At 54.9% G+C, this 17,885-nt stretch carries 9 protein-coding genes and 1 tRNA gene; 8 read left to right on the top strand and 2 right to left on the bottom strand.

Going from position 1 to position 17,885, the window contains the following annotated elements; genetic code table 11:
* Positions 1-64 precede the first annotated feature (64 nt).
* From ALFI_RS07900 to ALFI_RS07885, 4 genes are all read left to right on the top strand, one after another.
* A complete protein-coding gene (locus tag ALFI_RS07900; RefSeq protein WP_014775438.1) occupies positions 65-658 on the top strand; it encodes a Maf family nucleotide pyrophosphatase in 594 nt (197 codons plus the stop codon).
* Positions 658-2,646, top strand: a complete 1,989-nt coding sequence (locus ALFI_RS07895; protein WP_014775437.1) for a S46 family peptidase — start codon at positions 658-660, stop codon at positions 2,644-2,646. The genes ALFI_RS07900 and ALFI_RS07895 overlap by 1 nt, the downstream gene beginning before the upstream one ends.
* A gap of 39 nt (positions 2,647-2,685) precedes the next feature.
* On the top strand, positions 2,686-4,209 hold the full coding sequence (locus ALFI_RS07890) for a S41 family peptidase (RefSeq protein ID WP_014775436.1): 1,524 nt from the start codon (positions 2,686-2,688) through the stop codon (positions 4,207-4,209).
* Positions 4,210-4,418: 209 nt separating this feature from the next.
* Positions 4,419-4,503 (top strand) — tRNA-Leu (locus ALFI_RS07885).
* A gap of 116 nt (positions 4,504-4,619) precedes the next feature.
* Here the strand turns inward: ALFI_RS07885 and ALFI_RS07880 are convergent.
* On the bottom strand, positions 4,620-6,959 hold the full coding sequence (locus tag ALFI_RS07880) for a glycoside hydrolase family 3 N-terminal domain-containing protein (protein WP_014775435.1): 2,340 nt from the start codon (positions 6,957-6,959) through the stop codon (positions 4,620-4,622).
* A gap of 152 nt (positions 6,960-7,111) precedes the next feature.
* Positions 7,112-10,999 carry a hybrid sensor histidine kinase/response regulator transcription factor gene (locus ALFI_RS07875; RefSeq protein WP_014775434.1) on the bottom strand — a complete coding sequence of 1,296 codons (3,888 nt, stop codon included), beginning with the start codon at positions 10,997-10,999 and terminating at the stop codon, positions 7,112-7,114.
* Positions 11,000-11,255: 256 nt separating this feature from the next.
* Here ALFI_RS07875 and ALFI_RS07870 point away from each other — a divergent pair, with 256 nt between their 5' ends.
* From ALFI_RS07870 to ALFI_RS07855, 4 genes are all read left to right on the top strand, one after another.
* Positions 11,256-14,462, top strand: a complete 3,207-nt coding sequence (locus ALFI_RS07870; RefSeq protein ID WP_014775433.1) for a SusC/RagA family TonB-linked outer membrane protein — start codon at positions 11,256-11,258, stop codon at positions 14,460-14,462.
* A gap of 5 nt (positions 14,463-14,467) precedes the next feature.
* A complete protein-coding gene (locus ALFI_RS07865) occupies positions 14,468-14,773 on the top strand; it encodes a hypothetical protein (RefSeq protein WP_042493431.1) in 306 nt (101 codons plus the stop codon).
* A 133-nt stretch (positions 14,774-14,906) separates the two neighbouring features.
* Positions 14,907-16,406, top strand: coding sequence for a tyrosine-type recombinase/integrase (locus ALFI_RS07860; RefSeq protein WP_014775432.1), 1,500 nt, complete (start codon positions 14,907-14,909; stop codon positions 16,404-16,406).
* Positions 16,407-16,582: 176 nt separating this feature from the next.
* A complete protein-coding gene (locus tag ALFI_RS07855; RefSeq protein ID WP_014775431.1) occupies positions 16,583-17,875 on the top strand; it encodes an ATP-binding protein in 1,293 nt (430 codons plus the stop codon).
* Positions 17,876-17,885 lie beyond the last annotated feature (10 nt).

Genomic DNA, 17,885 nt, shown 5'->3' with positions numbered 1-17,885 from the left:
CCGGGAGGCGATACGGCAAAAACCGCATATAACATTAAATAATAAAGACCCTAAAAACAAGACCATGCTGCTGAAAGACAAACTCGCACCTTACCGCCTGCTGCTGGCATCGCAGTCGCCGCGGCGGAGGGAGCTGATGACGGGCTGCGGCCTGCCCTACGAACCGGCCCCGAAATACGAGTGCGAGGAGATTTACCCCGACTCCCTGCCCGCCGGAGAGGTTCCGCTGTTCCTCTCGCGGCTCAAAAGCGAGGCATACCCCGCGCCGCTCGGCCCCGGCGACATCCTGCTGACGGCCGACACGGTGGTGATCTCCGACGGCGAGGTGCTGGGCAAGCCCTGCGACCGCGGGCAGGCCGCGCAGATGCTCCGCCGCCTTTCGGGACGCCGACACACGGTCGTTTCGGGCGTGACGCTGCGCACCGCCGGCCGCATGCACACCTTCTCGGCCGAAAGCGGCGTCTGGTTCCGGCCCCTCTCGGAGGAGGAGATCGGCTACTACCTCGACACCTTCGCACCCTACGACAAGGCGGGGTCCTACGGCATTCAGGAGTGGATCGGCTACGCCGCCATCGAGAAGATCAACGGTTCGTTCTACAACGTCATGGGACTGCCGATCCAGAAAGTTTACGTCGAATTGGAAAAATTTCTGCAATAATGAAACGCACACTGCTTACCCTCATCTGTTCGCTTTTCGCACTCGCGGCCTCGGCCGACGAGGGCATGTGGCTCCCGAGCCTGATTTCGCAGCGCATCGACGACATGCGCGCAAAAGGTTTCCGGCTCACGGCCGAAGACATCTATTCGATCAACAAGGCTTCGATGAAAGACGCCGTGGTGCTGTTCGACGGCGGCTGCACGGGCGAGCTGATCTCGGCCGAAGGACTGCTGCTGACCAACCACCACTGCGGTTACGACGCCATACAGTCGCATTCGAGCGTCGAGCACGACTACCTGACCCACGGATTCTGGGCCATGTCGCGCGCCCAAGAGCTGCCCAACGAGAAGCTCAACGTGAAATTCCTCGTCCGCATGGAGGAGGTGACCGACCGGCTGGCCGCAGGCCAGACGCAGGAGGAGATCGTCCGCAGAGCCGAGGCCGAAGGCAAGGGCTACAAGGCCGCCGTGGAGCAGATGTATTACGGCAACCAGCAGTTCCTGTTCGTCTACGAGCAGTTCGACGACGTGCGTCTGGTGGCCGCCCCGCCCTCGTCGATCGGCAAGTTCGGCGGCGACACCGACAACTGGATCTGGCCCCGCCACACGGGCGACTTCTCGCTGTTCCGCATCTATGCCGGCAGGGACAACAAACCCGCGGCCTATTCGCCCGACAACGTGCCCTACAAACCCAAGCGGCATTTCAAAATCTCGACCGCGGGGGTCGGAGAGGGCGACTTCACGATGATTTACGGCTTCCCCGGCAACACGCAGGAGTACATTCTCTCGGACGCCGTGGCCTACATCGCCGAGCGTTCGGACCCGGCGAAAATCGCCGTCCGCACGGGCCGTCTCGACATCATCTCGGCGGCGCAGCAGAGCGATCCGGCGCTGCGCATCCACTACGCCGCCAAGCACGCCTCGATCGCCAACGCATGGAAGAAATGGCAGGGCGAAGTGCTGGGCATCAACCGGCTGGGCACGGTGGCTTCGAAGCGCGCCTACGAAGAGGACTTCGCGGCGTGGGCGCAGGACAAACCCGAATACCGCAGCGTCGTGGCCGACCTGAAGGCCGAATACGCCCGCATCGCGGACGCCTACTTCGCACGCGAGATCACCCGCGAGACGCTCGACGCCCTGCCCAAGCGCTACACCGCCGCGGAGCGGGCCGAAGCGGTCTTCGCACAGCGCGAAGCGACCGAGCGCGCCCTTTACAGATACCTCTTCGGCGAGTACGCGCGCCGCTGTCCAGTCCAGTATCAGGCGCCGGAGTTCCTCGCGGGCGCAGCAGCCGCAGGATCGCCCGAAGCCTTCGCCGAACGGATTTTCAGCGGCGTATGGGAAGGCTCCGACACCACGGCGGTCAATACGCTGGCCAGAGGCGCCAAGCGGATGCAGGACCATATCGAATGGCTGCTGGGCACCCGCTCGCTGCGCAACCTCAACAGCGCACGGCTCAACGAACTCTACACCGCCTACATCAAGGGACTGCGCGAGTGGGATGCCGGGCGGGCGTTCTTCCCCGACGCCAACCTGACCCTGCGCGTGGCTTACGGACACGTGGCGGGGTACGAATACGCCGACGGCGAGTATCACAAGCCCCGGACCACGATCGACGGCATCATCGCCAAGGACAACCCCGAAATCTACGACTACGACATTCCGCAGGCGCTGCGCGACATCCACGCCTCGAAGGAGTACGGACGCTGGGCCACGCAAATCGACGGCCGCACGACGGTGCCCGTCTGCTTCCTCGCCACGAACCACACCACGGGCGGCAACTCCGGATCGCCGATCCTCAACGCACGGGGCGAGCTGGTCGGCGTGAACTTCGACCGCACATGGCGTTCGACGATGAGCGACGTGGCCTTCGACGAGACGATCTGCCGCAACATAGCCGTGGATATCCGTTACGTGCTGTTCGTGATCGACCGCATCGGCGGGGCGGGCTATTTGTTCGGCGAAATGGACTTCGGCAAGAGGAAATAGAAAAATATCGCTACCTTTAGCGGATAAAAAATTCGACAGATGAGAATAATTCACTGCGCATGGGCCGCGGCGCTCCTTTCGGCGCTGGCGGCGGGTTCCTGCGCCAAAGATACGGCCGGGAACGGCGGCACGGGAACCACGGAGTCGTACAACGACAAGATAGACAGCTATCTGGCTGAACGCTATCTATGGAACAGCGAGTATGGGCAGATGACCCGCGACCTGACGATCGAATACGCCGCCGACAATGACAACTTCCTGACGAGGACCCTGCTGGGGATGACCTCCAACACCCTCGACAAAAAGAGGTATACGAACGGCACGGGACAGAATTATTACAAACTCTACTCCTACATCACCCGCAAAGCCCGGAGCCGCGCGGCCACGGGGCCGAAAACGCGCGGCGTCAATCACGGCGTCCGCAAGGAGACGGAATACGGGTTCGGATTCGCCCGGCTGGGGGTGGTCCGGTTCTCCAACACGGGGAAGGCCGGGTTTTACGTGATGGCGGTATATCCCGGCTCCCCGGCAGACAGGGCGGGATTCAGACGGGGCACGATCTTCTCGGAGATAGACGGCGCCGAGATCGCCGATTCGGAGAGCGAATACACCCCCGTATACAAGCGGCTGACAAGCCCTTCGGGAGCCGCGTCGGTCCTCTTCAAAGTCCGGGAGACGGGTGAAGAGACCACCCTCACGGCGGAACGGCTCTACCCGAACCCGGTGCTCCGCGCGGAGGTCATCGAGGAGGGTGAGCACAAGATCGGCTACATGGTCTACAACGGGTTCGACGCGGCATATGACGACGACCTGCTGGATTCCCTCCGGAAGTTCCGCGACGCGGGAATCACCGATCTGGTACTCGACCTGCGCTACAACGGCGGCGGACACGTGATTTCGGCAAAGATGCTGGCGACGTGCATCGCAGGCGAAAAATGCGACGGCAAGGTTTTCCAGTATTACCGCTACAACGACAGCCGCATGGCCGATCCGGCGAAAACCCAGAAGCAGACGGGCAATACGTACGATCGGGAGAAAGCGCTCTTTTACGAGAATTTCAGCTACGGCGACTACTACGGGGCGGACCTCAAGCAGTACGCCCTCGGCCTGCAGAACATCTATGTGCTGACGACAGGCAGCACGGCGTCGTCGAGCGAAGCGGTCATCAACGGGTTGAGGGGAATCGACATCAGCGTGACGCTGATCGGCGAGAAGACCAACGGCAAGAACGTGGGCATGGAGATCGACAAGTTCGACGACGGCGACTATTCGTACGAACTGGCCCCGATCACGTTCGAAGGCTACAACGCCAAAAAGGAGACGGTGAATCCGGCCGGACTCGCGGTCGATTATGCGGTCGCCGACTGGAACAACAGACTGGTGGATTTCGGACCTGAGGAGCCGATGCTCGCCAAGGCCCTGAGCCTGATTACGGGCCGCACCTACACGCCCGCTCCGGGCCGGAGCGCCGCAGGCATCGCGCCGATAGCGGGTGTCTCGCTGCCGGAAGACGCGCGAAGACCCGCAGGCATGCTCGTCCTCTCCCCGCAGCACGGGGAGTAGTTCCGGGGCGCCGCCGGAGGATTCGATGCACGTCGTACCGCAGGTCGGCCGGCCGGCCCGCCTTGCCGCCGCAGGGCGGAGAAACGGCCCCGTTTCCGAATAAGAGAACCGAAGAAGCACAAAAATTGCCATTAACCGTCCTGAAAATTTGGCGGATTAAAATTTATACCCTATATTTGCACACCCGAAATCCGAAATTCGGAGGTAAGGCCCAGGTGGTGAAATTGGTAGACACGCTACTTTGAGGGGGTAGTGAACGTTTAGTTCGTGCAAGTTCGAGTCTTGTCCTGGGCACTAAAAACCGCGTTAGAAACGATTCTAACGCGGTTTTGCTTTTCAGGAAGAAAGTGCGGAGACGGGGCGGAACAATTCGGGCGCAGAGCCGTCCCCGAACGAACGGGAACGGAAAGTTACCAGTGCCAGTTGAATTTATAATCCAGTTCATGGTAGTGGTCGAAAGGCTGATCCGTTCCAAGGACTTTTGCCGAGGTCGTCCCCATATCCTTAATCGGCACATTGGGGGCGAGGACATCGTGCAGTTTCTCGACGACCAGCTCCTTTCCGAGCGTAAAGGAGGCTCGCTGACGGATATCCTGCGACGAAGCGCCGATCTTCACCTCGTAACGCCCGGCCTCGGCCACCCAGCTGCTGATGCCGCTGCGGAAGGAGCAAAGCGAACGGGGATCGAGCGTAAAGGTAAGCACCTGACTCTCACCGGGCGCAAGAAGCCGGGTTTTGGCAAAACCTTTCAATTCCCGCTCCGGCTTGTCCTGCAAGACCGCCGGTGCCGTCAGATAAAGCTGAACGACCTCTTTTCCGGCGACTTTGCCCGTGTTGGAGATCTTTACCGAGACATCGATCCGTCCCGGAAACGAATCGCTGCTCAGCGTCAGGTCGGAATATTCGAACCGAGTGTAAGAAAGCCCGTAACCGAACGGATAGGACACAGGGACATCATACGTCGTGTAATAGCGGTAGCCGATATACACACCCTCGTTATAGTAGGAGTTGACCGGCAGGTCGGCGGGAATTCCCGGAAACGATTTCGACGACGGAACGTCGGCATATGAAACGGGATAGCTCACGGGCAGCTTTCCGGAAGGATTGACGGTTCCCCGAAGCAGCTCGGCAACGGCAGCGCCGCCCTGCTGACCCGTCTGCCACGAGAGCAGGATCGCGTCGGGCAGCTCTTTCCACGAAGCCGTTTCGATCACCCCTCCGATATTGAGTACGACAACCACTTTTTTTCCGAGTGCATGATAGGCCGAACACACGGCTCCGAGCAGTTCCTTTTCATTGTCGGTCAGGGTGAAATAACCCTCTTCCTTACGGTCCACGCCCTCTCCGGACAACCGGCCGAGAGTCACGACTCCCAAGTCCGTAACCTTCGCCTCCGCTTCGACGAGAGCCTTGTCGATCCGAGGTTCCTGAGAGCGGGTTACCGCATATTTCTTGTGCCCGCCGGCAGCAAACACCGAATCGACGAACCGGGTGTAGAAACGGTCCGCGGCGGACGAAATCCGGAACCCGACGTTCGACAGCCCCTCTTTGAGGGATACCGCATGACCGTAATGCACCTCGCCGCTGCCCGTGCCTCCGGCTATGAAATCATAGGACGTCTTGCCGAAAAGCGCAACCCGATTCGGTTTTCTGACCGGGAGCGTATTCCGGTCGTTTTTCAGCAGCACCATCGCCTCGTCCGCAGCACGCTGAGCGACCTGTGCATGCCGCGCAAGATCGGGCTTCAGGGAGCAGGCGTATTCCCTATAAGAGGGCGTTTTCTTGACGAAGCCGAGTATCCGGCGGATATTCCGGTCAAGAACCTCCTCATCGAGCGTCTTGTCGGAAAGCGCGCTGAGAATTTCGGGCTGATGGTATTTGTAATGACCGTGAGGGAAGCCGCCCATGATGATATCGTTGCCCGCCTTCATCTGAGCCACCCCGTCGTCGCCGGCGAACCAGTCGGTCATCACCATTCCGTCGAAGCCCCATTCGTCCCGCAGCACCGTGGTCAGCAGGTCGCGGTTCTGGGAGGCGTACACCCCGTTAAGCCGATTATAGGACGACATGACGGTCCACGGCGCAGCCTCCCTGATCGCGATCTCGAAGCCGCGCAGGTAAATCTCCCGAAGCGCCCGCTGACTGATCACGGCATTGACACCCTTGCGGTTGCTCTCCTGATTGTTCGCCGCGAAATGCTTGACCGAAGTCCCGACGCCCTGCGACTGAATCCCGCGCACCATCGCGGCGCCCATTTTCCCCGACAGAAGCGGATCTTCGGAATAGTACTCGAAATTCCGTCCGCACAGCGGATCGCGCTGAATATTCATCGCAGGGGCCAGAAGCACGTCGGCACCGTATTCAAGCGTTTCGTTACCCATCGCGTCACCGACCGTCTCCACCAATTCGGTATTCCACGTAGCGGCCAGCGCGGTGGCTGTGGGGAAAGCGGTGCTGTAATAGGCTTTGGTAGAGTCGCCGTCCCGGAAGGGTTTCATGCGCACTCCGGCAGGACCGTCGCACATGACGGTCGGCATCAGACCGAGCCTTGCGCAATACCAAGTGGAACCTTCGCCGATATACCTGCGCCGGTCGTTGTTTTTGTTGCCGATCACCATGAGCACCTTCTCCTCAGGCGTCATGGCGGCGATCACCTCGTCCACCGTATTGCGCCTGAGCGTAGGAGCCGGCTCTGCGGCAGAAAGAACAAGCGTCACAAACAAAAACGCCGCTAATGCAATTCTTTTCATAAATCTACAGATCATTTAGGTTAGTACACTCGCCATCATACAGACGGCCGTGCAAATATAACCGGCACGGCGATCCGCGCCTACCAATATCTGCGCCACATATACAACGTTATTGCACAATACAAAGAACGGCGGTCAAACTGCCCGCACAATCAGTCGAGCTGCGAACTGGGCAGCTTGTTGAACTGTTTATAAAAACACTTCGCAAAATACGACGGAGTGTTGAACCCGACCAGATAGCACACCTCGTTCACCTTGTAGCTCCCCGAAGAAAGCAGCTCCGCCGCCTTGTTCAACCGGATCAGCTTGATGTAGTCGTTGGGAGTCAGCCCCGTCAGCGCCTTGATCTTCTTATGCAGGCTGGACCGGCTCATGCAAAAAAGTTCAGCCAGCCCGTTTATCGAGAATTCGGTATTGGTCAGGTTGGAGAGAATCGTATCGTTCAGTTTGTTGAGGAACTGGATGTCGCAGCCGCCGTGGTTCTCCCGGAGGTATTGCAGCGGCGAACGGACAAAATTGTCCCTCAACCTCATCCGGTTCTCGATCGCACTGCCTATCTGAGCCTTGAGCTGGTCCATCGAGAACGGCTTCTCGATGTACACGTCGGCGCCCTGTTCGAACCCCTTGATCTTAACCGACTGGTCTACCTTTGCGGAGAGGAGAATGACCGGAATGTGCGAATAGGCCGGATCGTTCTTGATCCTTTTGCACAATTCCAATCCATCGATCCGGGGCATCATGACATCCGAGATAACGAGGTCCACCACCCCTTCGTTATCCAAAACCTTGAGCGCCTGCATTCCGTCAACGGCGCTGGCAATCGTATACTGATCGCTCAGGCTGCGGCATATGAATTCCCGCAGCTCATCGTTGTCCTCGACGACCAGAATCCGCTGGCGATTGTCCTCGGCGGCGCCTCCGAACGAATGAGTCGCATGCTTGGCCAAAGATTCGTCCGCAGCGGCTTCGGCCAGCGGAAGCGTCAGTACGAACACGGCGCCTTGACCGCAGCTGCGGTCAAGTTCGATTTCGCCCTTGTTTTTCCTTGCCAGCGCCTGCGCAAGCGCGAGTCCGATTCCGGAACCGGCACTCAGCGTATTGTTGCTGCCCTGCACGAAGGGATCGAATATCCTGCCGGCATCCCGGTCATCGAGTCCGGCCCCGTTGTCGCGCACCCGGACCACCGCCGTACCCTCGTCCCGGCACAACTCCAGCCAGATCGTGTCGCGGGTAAACTTCATGGCGTTCGACATCAGGTTGCTGATCACCTTGAAAATCGCCTCCGCATCGACAAGACACCCGACCTCCTCTCCGGGAAGCTCGATCCGCAGGTCTATGTTCTTGGCCCGCGCCTCGTACTCATACTGCGCGTACACCTTGCGGACAATACCGTTGATATCCGTCCTCTCCCGGTTGAGGATAAACATCTCCTCCTCGATCTTTCTAAAATCGAGCAGTTGATTGACAAGTTCGAGCAGGCGGTTGGAATTGCGTTCGATCACGTGCAGATTGTCTCTCGTCTGCACGGTGCCGTCACCGGATTTGATGATATTTTCGAGCGGCGCCGTAATCAGCGACAGCGGAGTGCGTATCTCATGGGCGATGTTGGTGAAGAAGTTGATCTTGTCTTCCAGAAACTTCTTCTCGCTCCGGGCCTTGACGCGGGACCTGAACCTTCGGACCCAGAACCAGATTCCGGCCAGCAGCAACGCCGTATAGAGCACGAGCATCGCCACGGAAGAAAAGAACGGACGTTTGACAACGATTTCTATTTCGTCGCTTCGGTCGTTCCATACCCCGTCGCTATTGGCGGCCCGGACCCGGAACCTGTATTTTCCCGAAGGGATATTCATGTAATGGGCGTGCGGATAACCCTGCACCGTAGTCCAGTCCCGGTCAAAGCCCTCCAGTTTATAGGCATAGAGATTATCCGGCGGCGAAACGTAGCTCAACAGCACGAAGTCGAACCGGAAGGTGGACTGATTGCGTTTGAGCACAAACCGTTTGTCCCCGCCCTCCGATACGGGAATATCCCGGTTCAGCACGCTCACCGCCGTGATCTTGACCGCCGGAGTAAAATCGTTGGGCGTGATTTCCCGCGGATCGAAACGGACGAAGCCGTTCACGCCGCCGAAATAGAGATAATTGTCCCGGTCCCGGAGCACGGCATTGTAATTATAGAGTACGTTCTGTATCCGCTGCGAAGAGTTGTAGGTCCTGACGGTCCAGTCCTCCTCGCTGATCGCCGCGAGTCCCTTGTTGGTGCTGACCCAGAGATGCCCGTTCAAATCGTCGACGATCGCGTAGACCACATTGTTGGGCAGCCCCCGGTTTTCGTCGATCGTCCGGAACGTCTTGTCCCGGTGATTCCACAGGCACACCCCGCCGCCGTCCGTACAGAACCAGAGCCGGTTCTTCCGGTCCTCGTAGATATAATTCACCGCATTATAACTCAACGAATTGGAGTCCGCGGGATTGTTGACGTAGCGGCACCATTGACCGCTCTTGGTCCGGCACCAGATTCCCTCGTTGTTGGTGGCGAACCAGAGATTGCCCAGATAATCCTCCAAAATGGATTTCACAAAGACATTGACCAGTTGCGGAATCCGCGTAAAATTATCCTCTGCGGCGTTATAGACGTTCACCCCGATCGGCGTGGCGAAGAGCAGCTCTCCCGTGGAGAGCCGTGTGATGGCGAATATGTTGCTGTCGTCGATGCCCGTGCTGTCTCCGGGACGGCTGACATAGTTTTTCACGCGGCCCGTTTTCAAGTCGATCCGGTTGATTCCCTTGTTGTAAAGGCCCACCCACAGGTAGTCGTCATTGCAAAGAATCGCCTGCACGTTGTGGTAGGTGACCTTTCCGCACAACGCACTCGGCTCGAATTGTCCGGTCTGCGGATCGAACAGGCTCAGTCCCTTGTCGTCGGTTCCTATCCAGATCTTCCCGTTCTTGTCCTGCCGGATCTGACTGACGATGTTCCCGTTGAAATTGCGATGCCCGTTACTGGAATAATAATGCTCGAAACGATTGATCAACGGGGAATAATAGTTCACGCCGCCGAAATAGGTGCCTATCCAAAGCGAATTCTCCCGGTCACGGATAATCGAGAAGATCGAATTGTCGGACAGATTGCTGTTGAGCGACTTGTTGGTCAGGCGATATTCGCCGGTGGAGGTGTCGAGCATGACCAGCCCGTTGTCCGACCCCATAACGATTACGTCATCGAGATACTGCGTAATCGACCGGATGTTCAGAATCGATTTGTCGAGGTAGTGCTGCACCCGCAGCGCACGGTTGTTGATACAATGCAGCCCCTCTTTCGACGTGCCGACCCAGACATTGTTGTTGTCGTCGCAATAAAGGCTCGAAATCACTTTGTCCCGGATTCCCTCCGAAACATATTCGGGCAGCGAATCGACCCGCGAAGTCGCGGGATCGAGCATCACGATTCCCTTGCCGACGGTTCCCACCCAAATGCCGCCCATCTTGTCCTGAACGACGGACCCGATGAAATTGGACGGAATCTGCGGAGTCTGGAAATGGTGCGTACACGCCAGATTCCTGTCGATCCGGAACAGCCCCTGCCCGTGGGTCGCCAGCCATATGTCGCCAGCATCGTCCTCCATGATCGCACTGATCTGCGCGGTCAGGATATCCCGGCCCGAAACCTCGACGCGAAACTTGCGGAACGTCTCACGCTCCTTGTCGAACAGCCAGACGCCCCGGCCCGTTCCCACCCAGAACCGGCCGTGGGAATCCTCACGGAGCGAAAACACGAAATTATTGCCCAGCGAGGTCTCCACGCCGCTCTGACGGCGATAAACCTTGAACGAATAACCGTCGAAACAATTGAGTCCGTCCTTGGTACCGAACCACATGAATCCCTCCCGGTCCTGCAGGATGGAAAGCACGCTGTTTTGCGAAAGGCCGTTTTCGACCTGATAACTTTTAAACGTATATGCTCCGGCATTCGCCCTTGCGACCGCAAAGAACGCCGTCACGACACAAGCCATCCAAATATGAATCCGTCCGCCCATCTTTTCCACCGATAAAGTCGTCTCTCTATTTCTTTATTTTTAATATTTTAAAGATAAGCCGAATTTCGTCTCTCCATATGCCACATAATTATACAAACCTATAAATATCTTACAAAATTAAGTAAATCGCAATTTTGTTTCATACAAATACAATATTCAGTCACTATTTAAACCAAAAAAAGGCTTATTTAGCTAACGGCAAAAAAATCCGAGCGAAAAACCCATTTTATAAAAACCAACTTAAATTATTAACCCGATGAACAAAATTCGACTATTATTGATTTACACTGCGCTTCCGTTATTTTGCGCAATGATTTTCGGGAGTCCCGCCTATGGGCAGGGGGGGGGTAACACCCAAAAGAGAACTGTGTCCGGTATGGTTACCGACGAAAACGACAATCCGGTGAGCGGCGCCACCGTCATCGTTCAGGGAACGACAACCGGAACGACAACCACTGCGGGAAAATTCACGATTCAGGTAACCCCGGCATCGATCCTCGAAGTAAAGTTCCTCGGCTACAAAACAGCCGAGGTTAAGGTGGGAACCCAGACCAACCTCACCATCAAGCTCGAAACGACCAGCGAGACGATCCAAGACGTCGTGGTCACCGCGCTGGGCATGACCCGTGAACGCAAATCGCTGGGATACTCGGTAGGAGACATCAAAGGCGAAGCGTTCGAAAAGGTGCGGGAGCTGAACGTCATCAACTCGCTGGCGGGACGCGAACCGGGCCTGATCATCAGCCAGACCGCCGGAGGCCCCAGCGGCTCCTCCCATGTGGAGATCCGAGGCAGCTCGATGCTCACGGGAAACAACCAGCCGCTGTACGTAGTGGACGGAATGCCCATCGACAACACCAATTTCGGCAGTGCGAACAAGGACGGCGGATATGACTTGGGAGACGGCATTTCGAGCATCAACCCCGACGACATCGAGAACATCTCCGTACTGAAAGGCCCCGCCGCATCGGCCCTGTACGGCTCGCAGGCCGGCAACGGCGTCATCATGATCACCACGAAGAAGGCCTCGTCCCGCAAAGGACAGTCCCTCGGCGTGGAGATCAACTCCACCACGACCGTAGAGCAGCAGCTGACACGCTTCGACGACGTACAATATATATATGGACAGGGATCCAACGGCCGCATCTACGGAACGATCGACGACCGCTCGAACTCCTCGAAAAGCTGGGGCCCAAAAATCGACAAGAATCTGAAAATATGGTATTTCGACAACGTACTGCGTCCCTACACCATCTCCAACCACGGCATCGAGGATTTCTTCCGGCTCGGCGTCACGGCCAACAACAGCATCACGCTCAACAAGATTTACAAGGATGCCGGCATCAGACTCTCCTATTCCGATCTGCGTAACCGGGATATCGTGCCGAACTCAGGCATGAACCGCAGCACGTTCACGGTCCGCACCAACACCAAAATCGGGCGGAAGATCGACGTGGACGTAAAAGTAAACTACGTCTACGAGAAAGTGAACAACCGTCCCGCTCTGGCAGGGGACCGCAACAACGAGGGCAAGAACCTCTCCTCGCTGCCTTCGACTTACGACCTCTACCTGCTGCGGGACAACTATAAGGACGAGGAGGGAAAATACTACAACTGGAACGGCGACGTGAACCGGGTCAATCCCTACTGGATCATCAACGAGATGAGCAACACCTCCAAAAAGAACCGTCTGATCTCCTCGGCCAGCATCTCATACAAGATCACCGACAAGCTGAAATTCAAGCTCTCCGGAGGCGCCGACATCACCGAGTTCAGTTTCGAGGACTTCGCGCCGATCTCCACGCCGAGCCACGAATCGGGCTATCTGAAGACCCAGACCAACAGCAACCGCACGATCAACGCGGACGCGGTGCTCACCTACAGCACCAACTTGGGCAAAAACATGAGTCTGGTCGGAACGGCCGGATTGAACCTCTACCGTGTGGACAACTTCCAGACCACGATCACGGGCAAGGACATGGCCGAACCCGAAATCAAGAAAATCAACAGTTTCTCCGACAAGACGATCGTCGAATCGCCCTACCAGAGACAAATCAACTCGGCCTACGCCATGGTCAATCTGGGGTATAAGAATTTCGCCTATCTGGACGTCACCGTCAGGGCCGACAACACCTCCACGCTGATCAACAACACGTACGTGTATCCGTCGGTATCGGGCAGCTTCATCTTCTCCGAACTGTTACCGTCGAGCGTATCCAAAATCCTGTCGTTCGGCAAGGTGCGCGCTTCGTGGGCCGAGGTCGGCAATGACACCAGCCCCTATCAGATGTCGCTCAACTACGCACTTTATCCGCATCCGGTCGGCGGCGTATCGTCGGGTCAGATCTCCAACTCGACCGTACCCAACCGCGATCTCAAACCGACCCGGACCCGTTCGTGGGAGGTCGGCACCGAGCTCTACTTCCTGAACAAGCGCATCGTGCTCGACTTTACATACTACAGCCAGACCAGCCGCGACCAGATCCGCCACGTCAACACCTCCATCAGCACCGGCTATTCGACCGCCCTGCTCAATTCGGGCGTGCTCACCAACAAAGGCATCGAGATCAAGCTCAACACCATTCCCGTAAAGACCAAGAACTGGCAGTGGGATCTGGGCTTCAACTTCGCGCGCAACTCCAACAAGGTGCACTCGCTGGGCGAATCGCAGATGTACGAGGTGGAGAACGCCGAATGGGTAGGCGCAGCGGGCGTCCGCGTCATGGCCGTGGTGGGCGAAGAGCTGGGCACGATCATGGGCAAGGATTACAAACGCAACGAAAACGGCGACATCATCGTCGATCCGACCACCGGCATCCCCTCGGTCAGCGACAACTACACCGCGCTGGGAAACGCCCACTGGAAATTCACCGGCGGCATGTACACCAACGTCCGGTTCAAGAACTGGAACCTCAGCGCCATCTTCGACATCAAAGTCGGCGCGGACCTCTACACCTCGACCATGCGGGGCACCTACAGCTCCGGACGCTCCAAAAAGACGCTCAAAGGACGGGACGGCTGGTATCAGTCCGAAGAAGGACGCCTTGCCGCCGGACTCGAAACGGCAGCATGGAATCCTACGGGAGGCTATTTGGTGGATGGCGTAGTTCAGGTCAAAAACGACGACGGCACGATCAGCTGGGCGCCCAATACCCGCTACTGCAACCCGGAAAGCTACTGGAACTTCATCTCCAACAACATTCCCCAGTTCTTCGTGCTGGACAACTCCTACGTCAAGATCCGCGAAATGACGCTCAGCTACAGCTTCCCGCGGAGGATGATCGGAAAGGCGCTGGACGGACTGACCCTGTCGTTCGTAGCCCGAAACCCGCTGATCATCTTCAAGAACGTTCCGAACATCGACCCCGACTCCAACTACAACAACGGCAACGGAAAAGGAATCGAGTACGGCTCGCTGCCCTCGCGCCGCAGTTTCGGATTCAACATTAACCTCAAATTCTAATCAACATGAAACCAATCAATATACTGCTCATCTTATCGCTCCTGCTACTGGGTTCGTGCGTGGACAAGGATCTGAACAACGATCCTACCAAATCCGCCAACCTGAATCCGAACTTCCAGCTCACCGGCATCGAACTCAGGCAATGGGGCAGTATGGACATCGGCTCGATTTGCAACCGATACATGAGCCCGCTGACGCAACAGATGCAGGGCAACTGGGACGCCACCAATTACGGCGGCCAATACCGCAACGACGACAATCAGATCAAGAGTCTTTTTGTGGATTATTTCATAGGATTGCATAAAGTGTAATTGTACTGATAATCAGCATCTAACACGTTTTGTTGTTTGCAGGGAAATGCGTATATTTGCAGTGGTTTTCGTGCGAAAAGGTCACCTGAAGGTCACCAAAACGAGCAGAATATTAACTATAAATAAGTGCATTATGGAGATTGAAAAAACGAATAAGGTCACCGAAATGGCAAAGAAGAACGGAAAATCCAATGCAAGAGGAGAAAAATGCCTTGCGAAATTTACGGCTGCGAATGGCAATGTGTATGGTTCGCTGACTCTTGACATACGAAAAGCGGGCGACTATTCGCAACCGCTTCCAGTAGCTGTGCGTGTGTGTCATGGTGGACAAAAGATTTTCCTGCGCTTAGGAAAATCATACACTATGGAAGAATGGTTGGTTCTTTGCGATTATGAGAAAAGCGGTCGGCGCATCCAATTAGCGGAGCGTAACGATATGAAGAATCTGATGGACAGAGTGGAGCAGATGGCTAATCAACTGATTTCAGAAAACAATTTCTCTCTTCGCAAGTTGCAAGATAGGTTCCAAGGCAAGAAAGACGATGATAGCACCATCATCACTGTTTGGGATTCGTACATTCAATCTAAGACCAATGAAGGTAAGGTGGGTTCCGCTCGTTGTAGTAAGGATGTACGCAATCGCTTTGTGAAAGATTTGGGAACGGATGTATCGTTTGCAGATATTAACCGTGACTTTATCTTGAAGTGGGTAAAAAACATGAAGAAGAATGAATTGAGCACCACCACTATTGCTATCGCACTCCGTAGTCTAAGAACCATTATCAATATGTGTATCGCTAACGGACTGATGAAAGGTGATACCAAAGAAATGTTTAAGGACACGGGCTACAACAAAGCGCAGAGCCGTAAACATGAGTTTCTTGACGTGGCTACCATGCGGAAGCTCTATGACTTTTGGAAAGCTGACGAGGCAAAAGACAAAGATGGAAACGAACTGTTCCTCGGCAGAGAGAAGTATGCCATATTTCGCGACCTTGGACTATTCCTTTTTATGTATCTGGGCAATGGGCAGAACCTTGCAGATACACTCCGACTGACTTATGATGAACTATACTATGCCACTCATGGCAAACAGCTTCGTTTTCTTCGCCACAAAACCCGTGAACGGAACGAGAGTGCCAGCGAAGTGATATTTCCTGTTACTCCAGAGATTCAAGAGATACTCAACCGGTATGGCAATGTCCCAAAACTTGGGCGAAGGGTATTCCCCATCATGAGTGAGTTAATCACACCAGAACAAGAGATATGGGTTATCCAACGCTACAACAGATATATACGTGAGCACATGGCAAAAGTTGCCAAACTATTGGATATGGAACAGGTGCCATCACCCACTTGGGCAAGGCACAGCTTCGCTACCAACCTCAATAACTCTGGTGTCGTACCTTATAAATATATAAGCGACAGCATGGGGCATAGTGGCGGCGGTGACATTACTTCCAATTATATCGGTGCTTATCCGCTTGCAAAGATGCTGGAGTATAACCATTATCTACTCAATGAGAAGTCGAAAGAAAGTACTCCTGTGGTAGATAAGAAAGCCCTGCTTGAGATGCTGAAAGGCTTGAGCGAGGAGGAACGGACGGAGTTGATGGCTAACTTATCAGACTAATTATAGTTGCTCACCGCAAGAATGCCAAGTGAAATACCGCAAAAAAGTGGATTGAAATGCCACAAAAATACCGAATAAAACACCGCAAAAAAGTGGATTGAAATGCCACAAAAAACACGAATTGGCCATGCATTTCGCAGAAAATGTGTATCTTTGCAATTGAAAAAGCATATTATATGAGTTATTATAAAAGAACTGCCGATGCCCTGTTGCAAGACTTGCTGGATGCATTTGGGGCTGTATTGATAGAAGGACCAAAATGGTGTGGCAAAACTACAACTGCGTCTCAACTTGCAAACAGCATTTTGAGAATGCAAGATCCTAGTTTGCGTGAGGAGTATTTGGTCACCGCTAAAACTAAGCCGTCCATTCTGTTAAATGGAGCTACGCCTCGCCTTATTGATGAGTGGCAAGATGCTCCAATGTTGTGGGATGCAGTACGAACTGTTGTTGATGATCGTCAAATCCCCGGACAATTTATACTTACAGGTTCCAATGCCGTTGACAAATCCCAAATACACCATTCTGGAGTTGGTCGTATTGCCAGACTGCGTATGCTGCCTATGAGTTTGTGGGAATCACAAGAATCTACAGGTGAAGTTTCGTTGAAAGAACTTTTCAACAATCCAGATTATGATATTGACGGCAAGATGTCTAAGATGACCGTTGAGGAATTAATCTTTGCAGCCTCCCGAGGCGGATGGCCAGCTTCTTTGTTGGCTCGTACCCCAAAGGCTCAACTACTCGTAGCAAAGAACTATGTTCAAACAATTTGCTCTAACGACATTTCCAGCATTGATGGCAAGAAAAGAGATGCCAGACTGACCAGTATGATACTTCGGGCGTATGCCAGAAATGTTTCTACTCTGGTCAAGAAGAAGTCGCTTTTGGATGATGTGACCTCATCTGGCGAAGTAAGTTGCCACGTGGACACATTTGATGATTATGTTGCAGCTTTGGAAAAGCTATTTGTTATCCAGAACATAAGTGCATGGTGTCCTGCAATTAGAAGTAAAACCGCTATTAGAAGTGGCGTGAAACGATGTTTCTGCGACCCTTCCATTCCGATTGCTCTTTTGGGGTTGTCTCCTGAAGCGTTGAGCATGCAGCTCAAGACGTTTGGTTTTATCTTTGAACAGATGTGTATTCGTGACTTAAAGGCATATACTATAGACTTAAACAGTCACGTGTCTTATTATCATGACCGATATGATTTGGAAGCGGATATAGTGCTGCATCTGGAAGATGGACGGTATGCCTTGATAGAGTGCAAACTTGGCAGTCGTGAGATTGACGATGGAGCCAAGCATCTGCTTGAACTCAAAAGGCTTATACAGGAACATAACACAACAGAGAAACAGATGCCCATTCGGGAACCAGATTTGCTGATAGTGATGACTGGTGGAAGCATGGCATACACTCGTCAGGATGGCGTGAAAGTCATTCCGTTGGCTTGTCTTAAAGATTAACCCTATTAGC

The sequence above is a fragment of the Alistipes finegoldii DSM 17242 genome (genome assembly GCF_000265365.1).
Lineage (GTDB): Bacteria > Bacteroidota > Bacteroidia > Bacteroidales > Rikenellaceae > Alistipes > Alistipes finegoldii.
The sequence above is the reverse complement of the archived record's forward strand: the minus strand, read 5'-3'. Positions and strand labels throughout refer to the sequence as shown.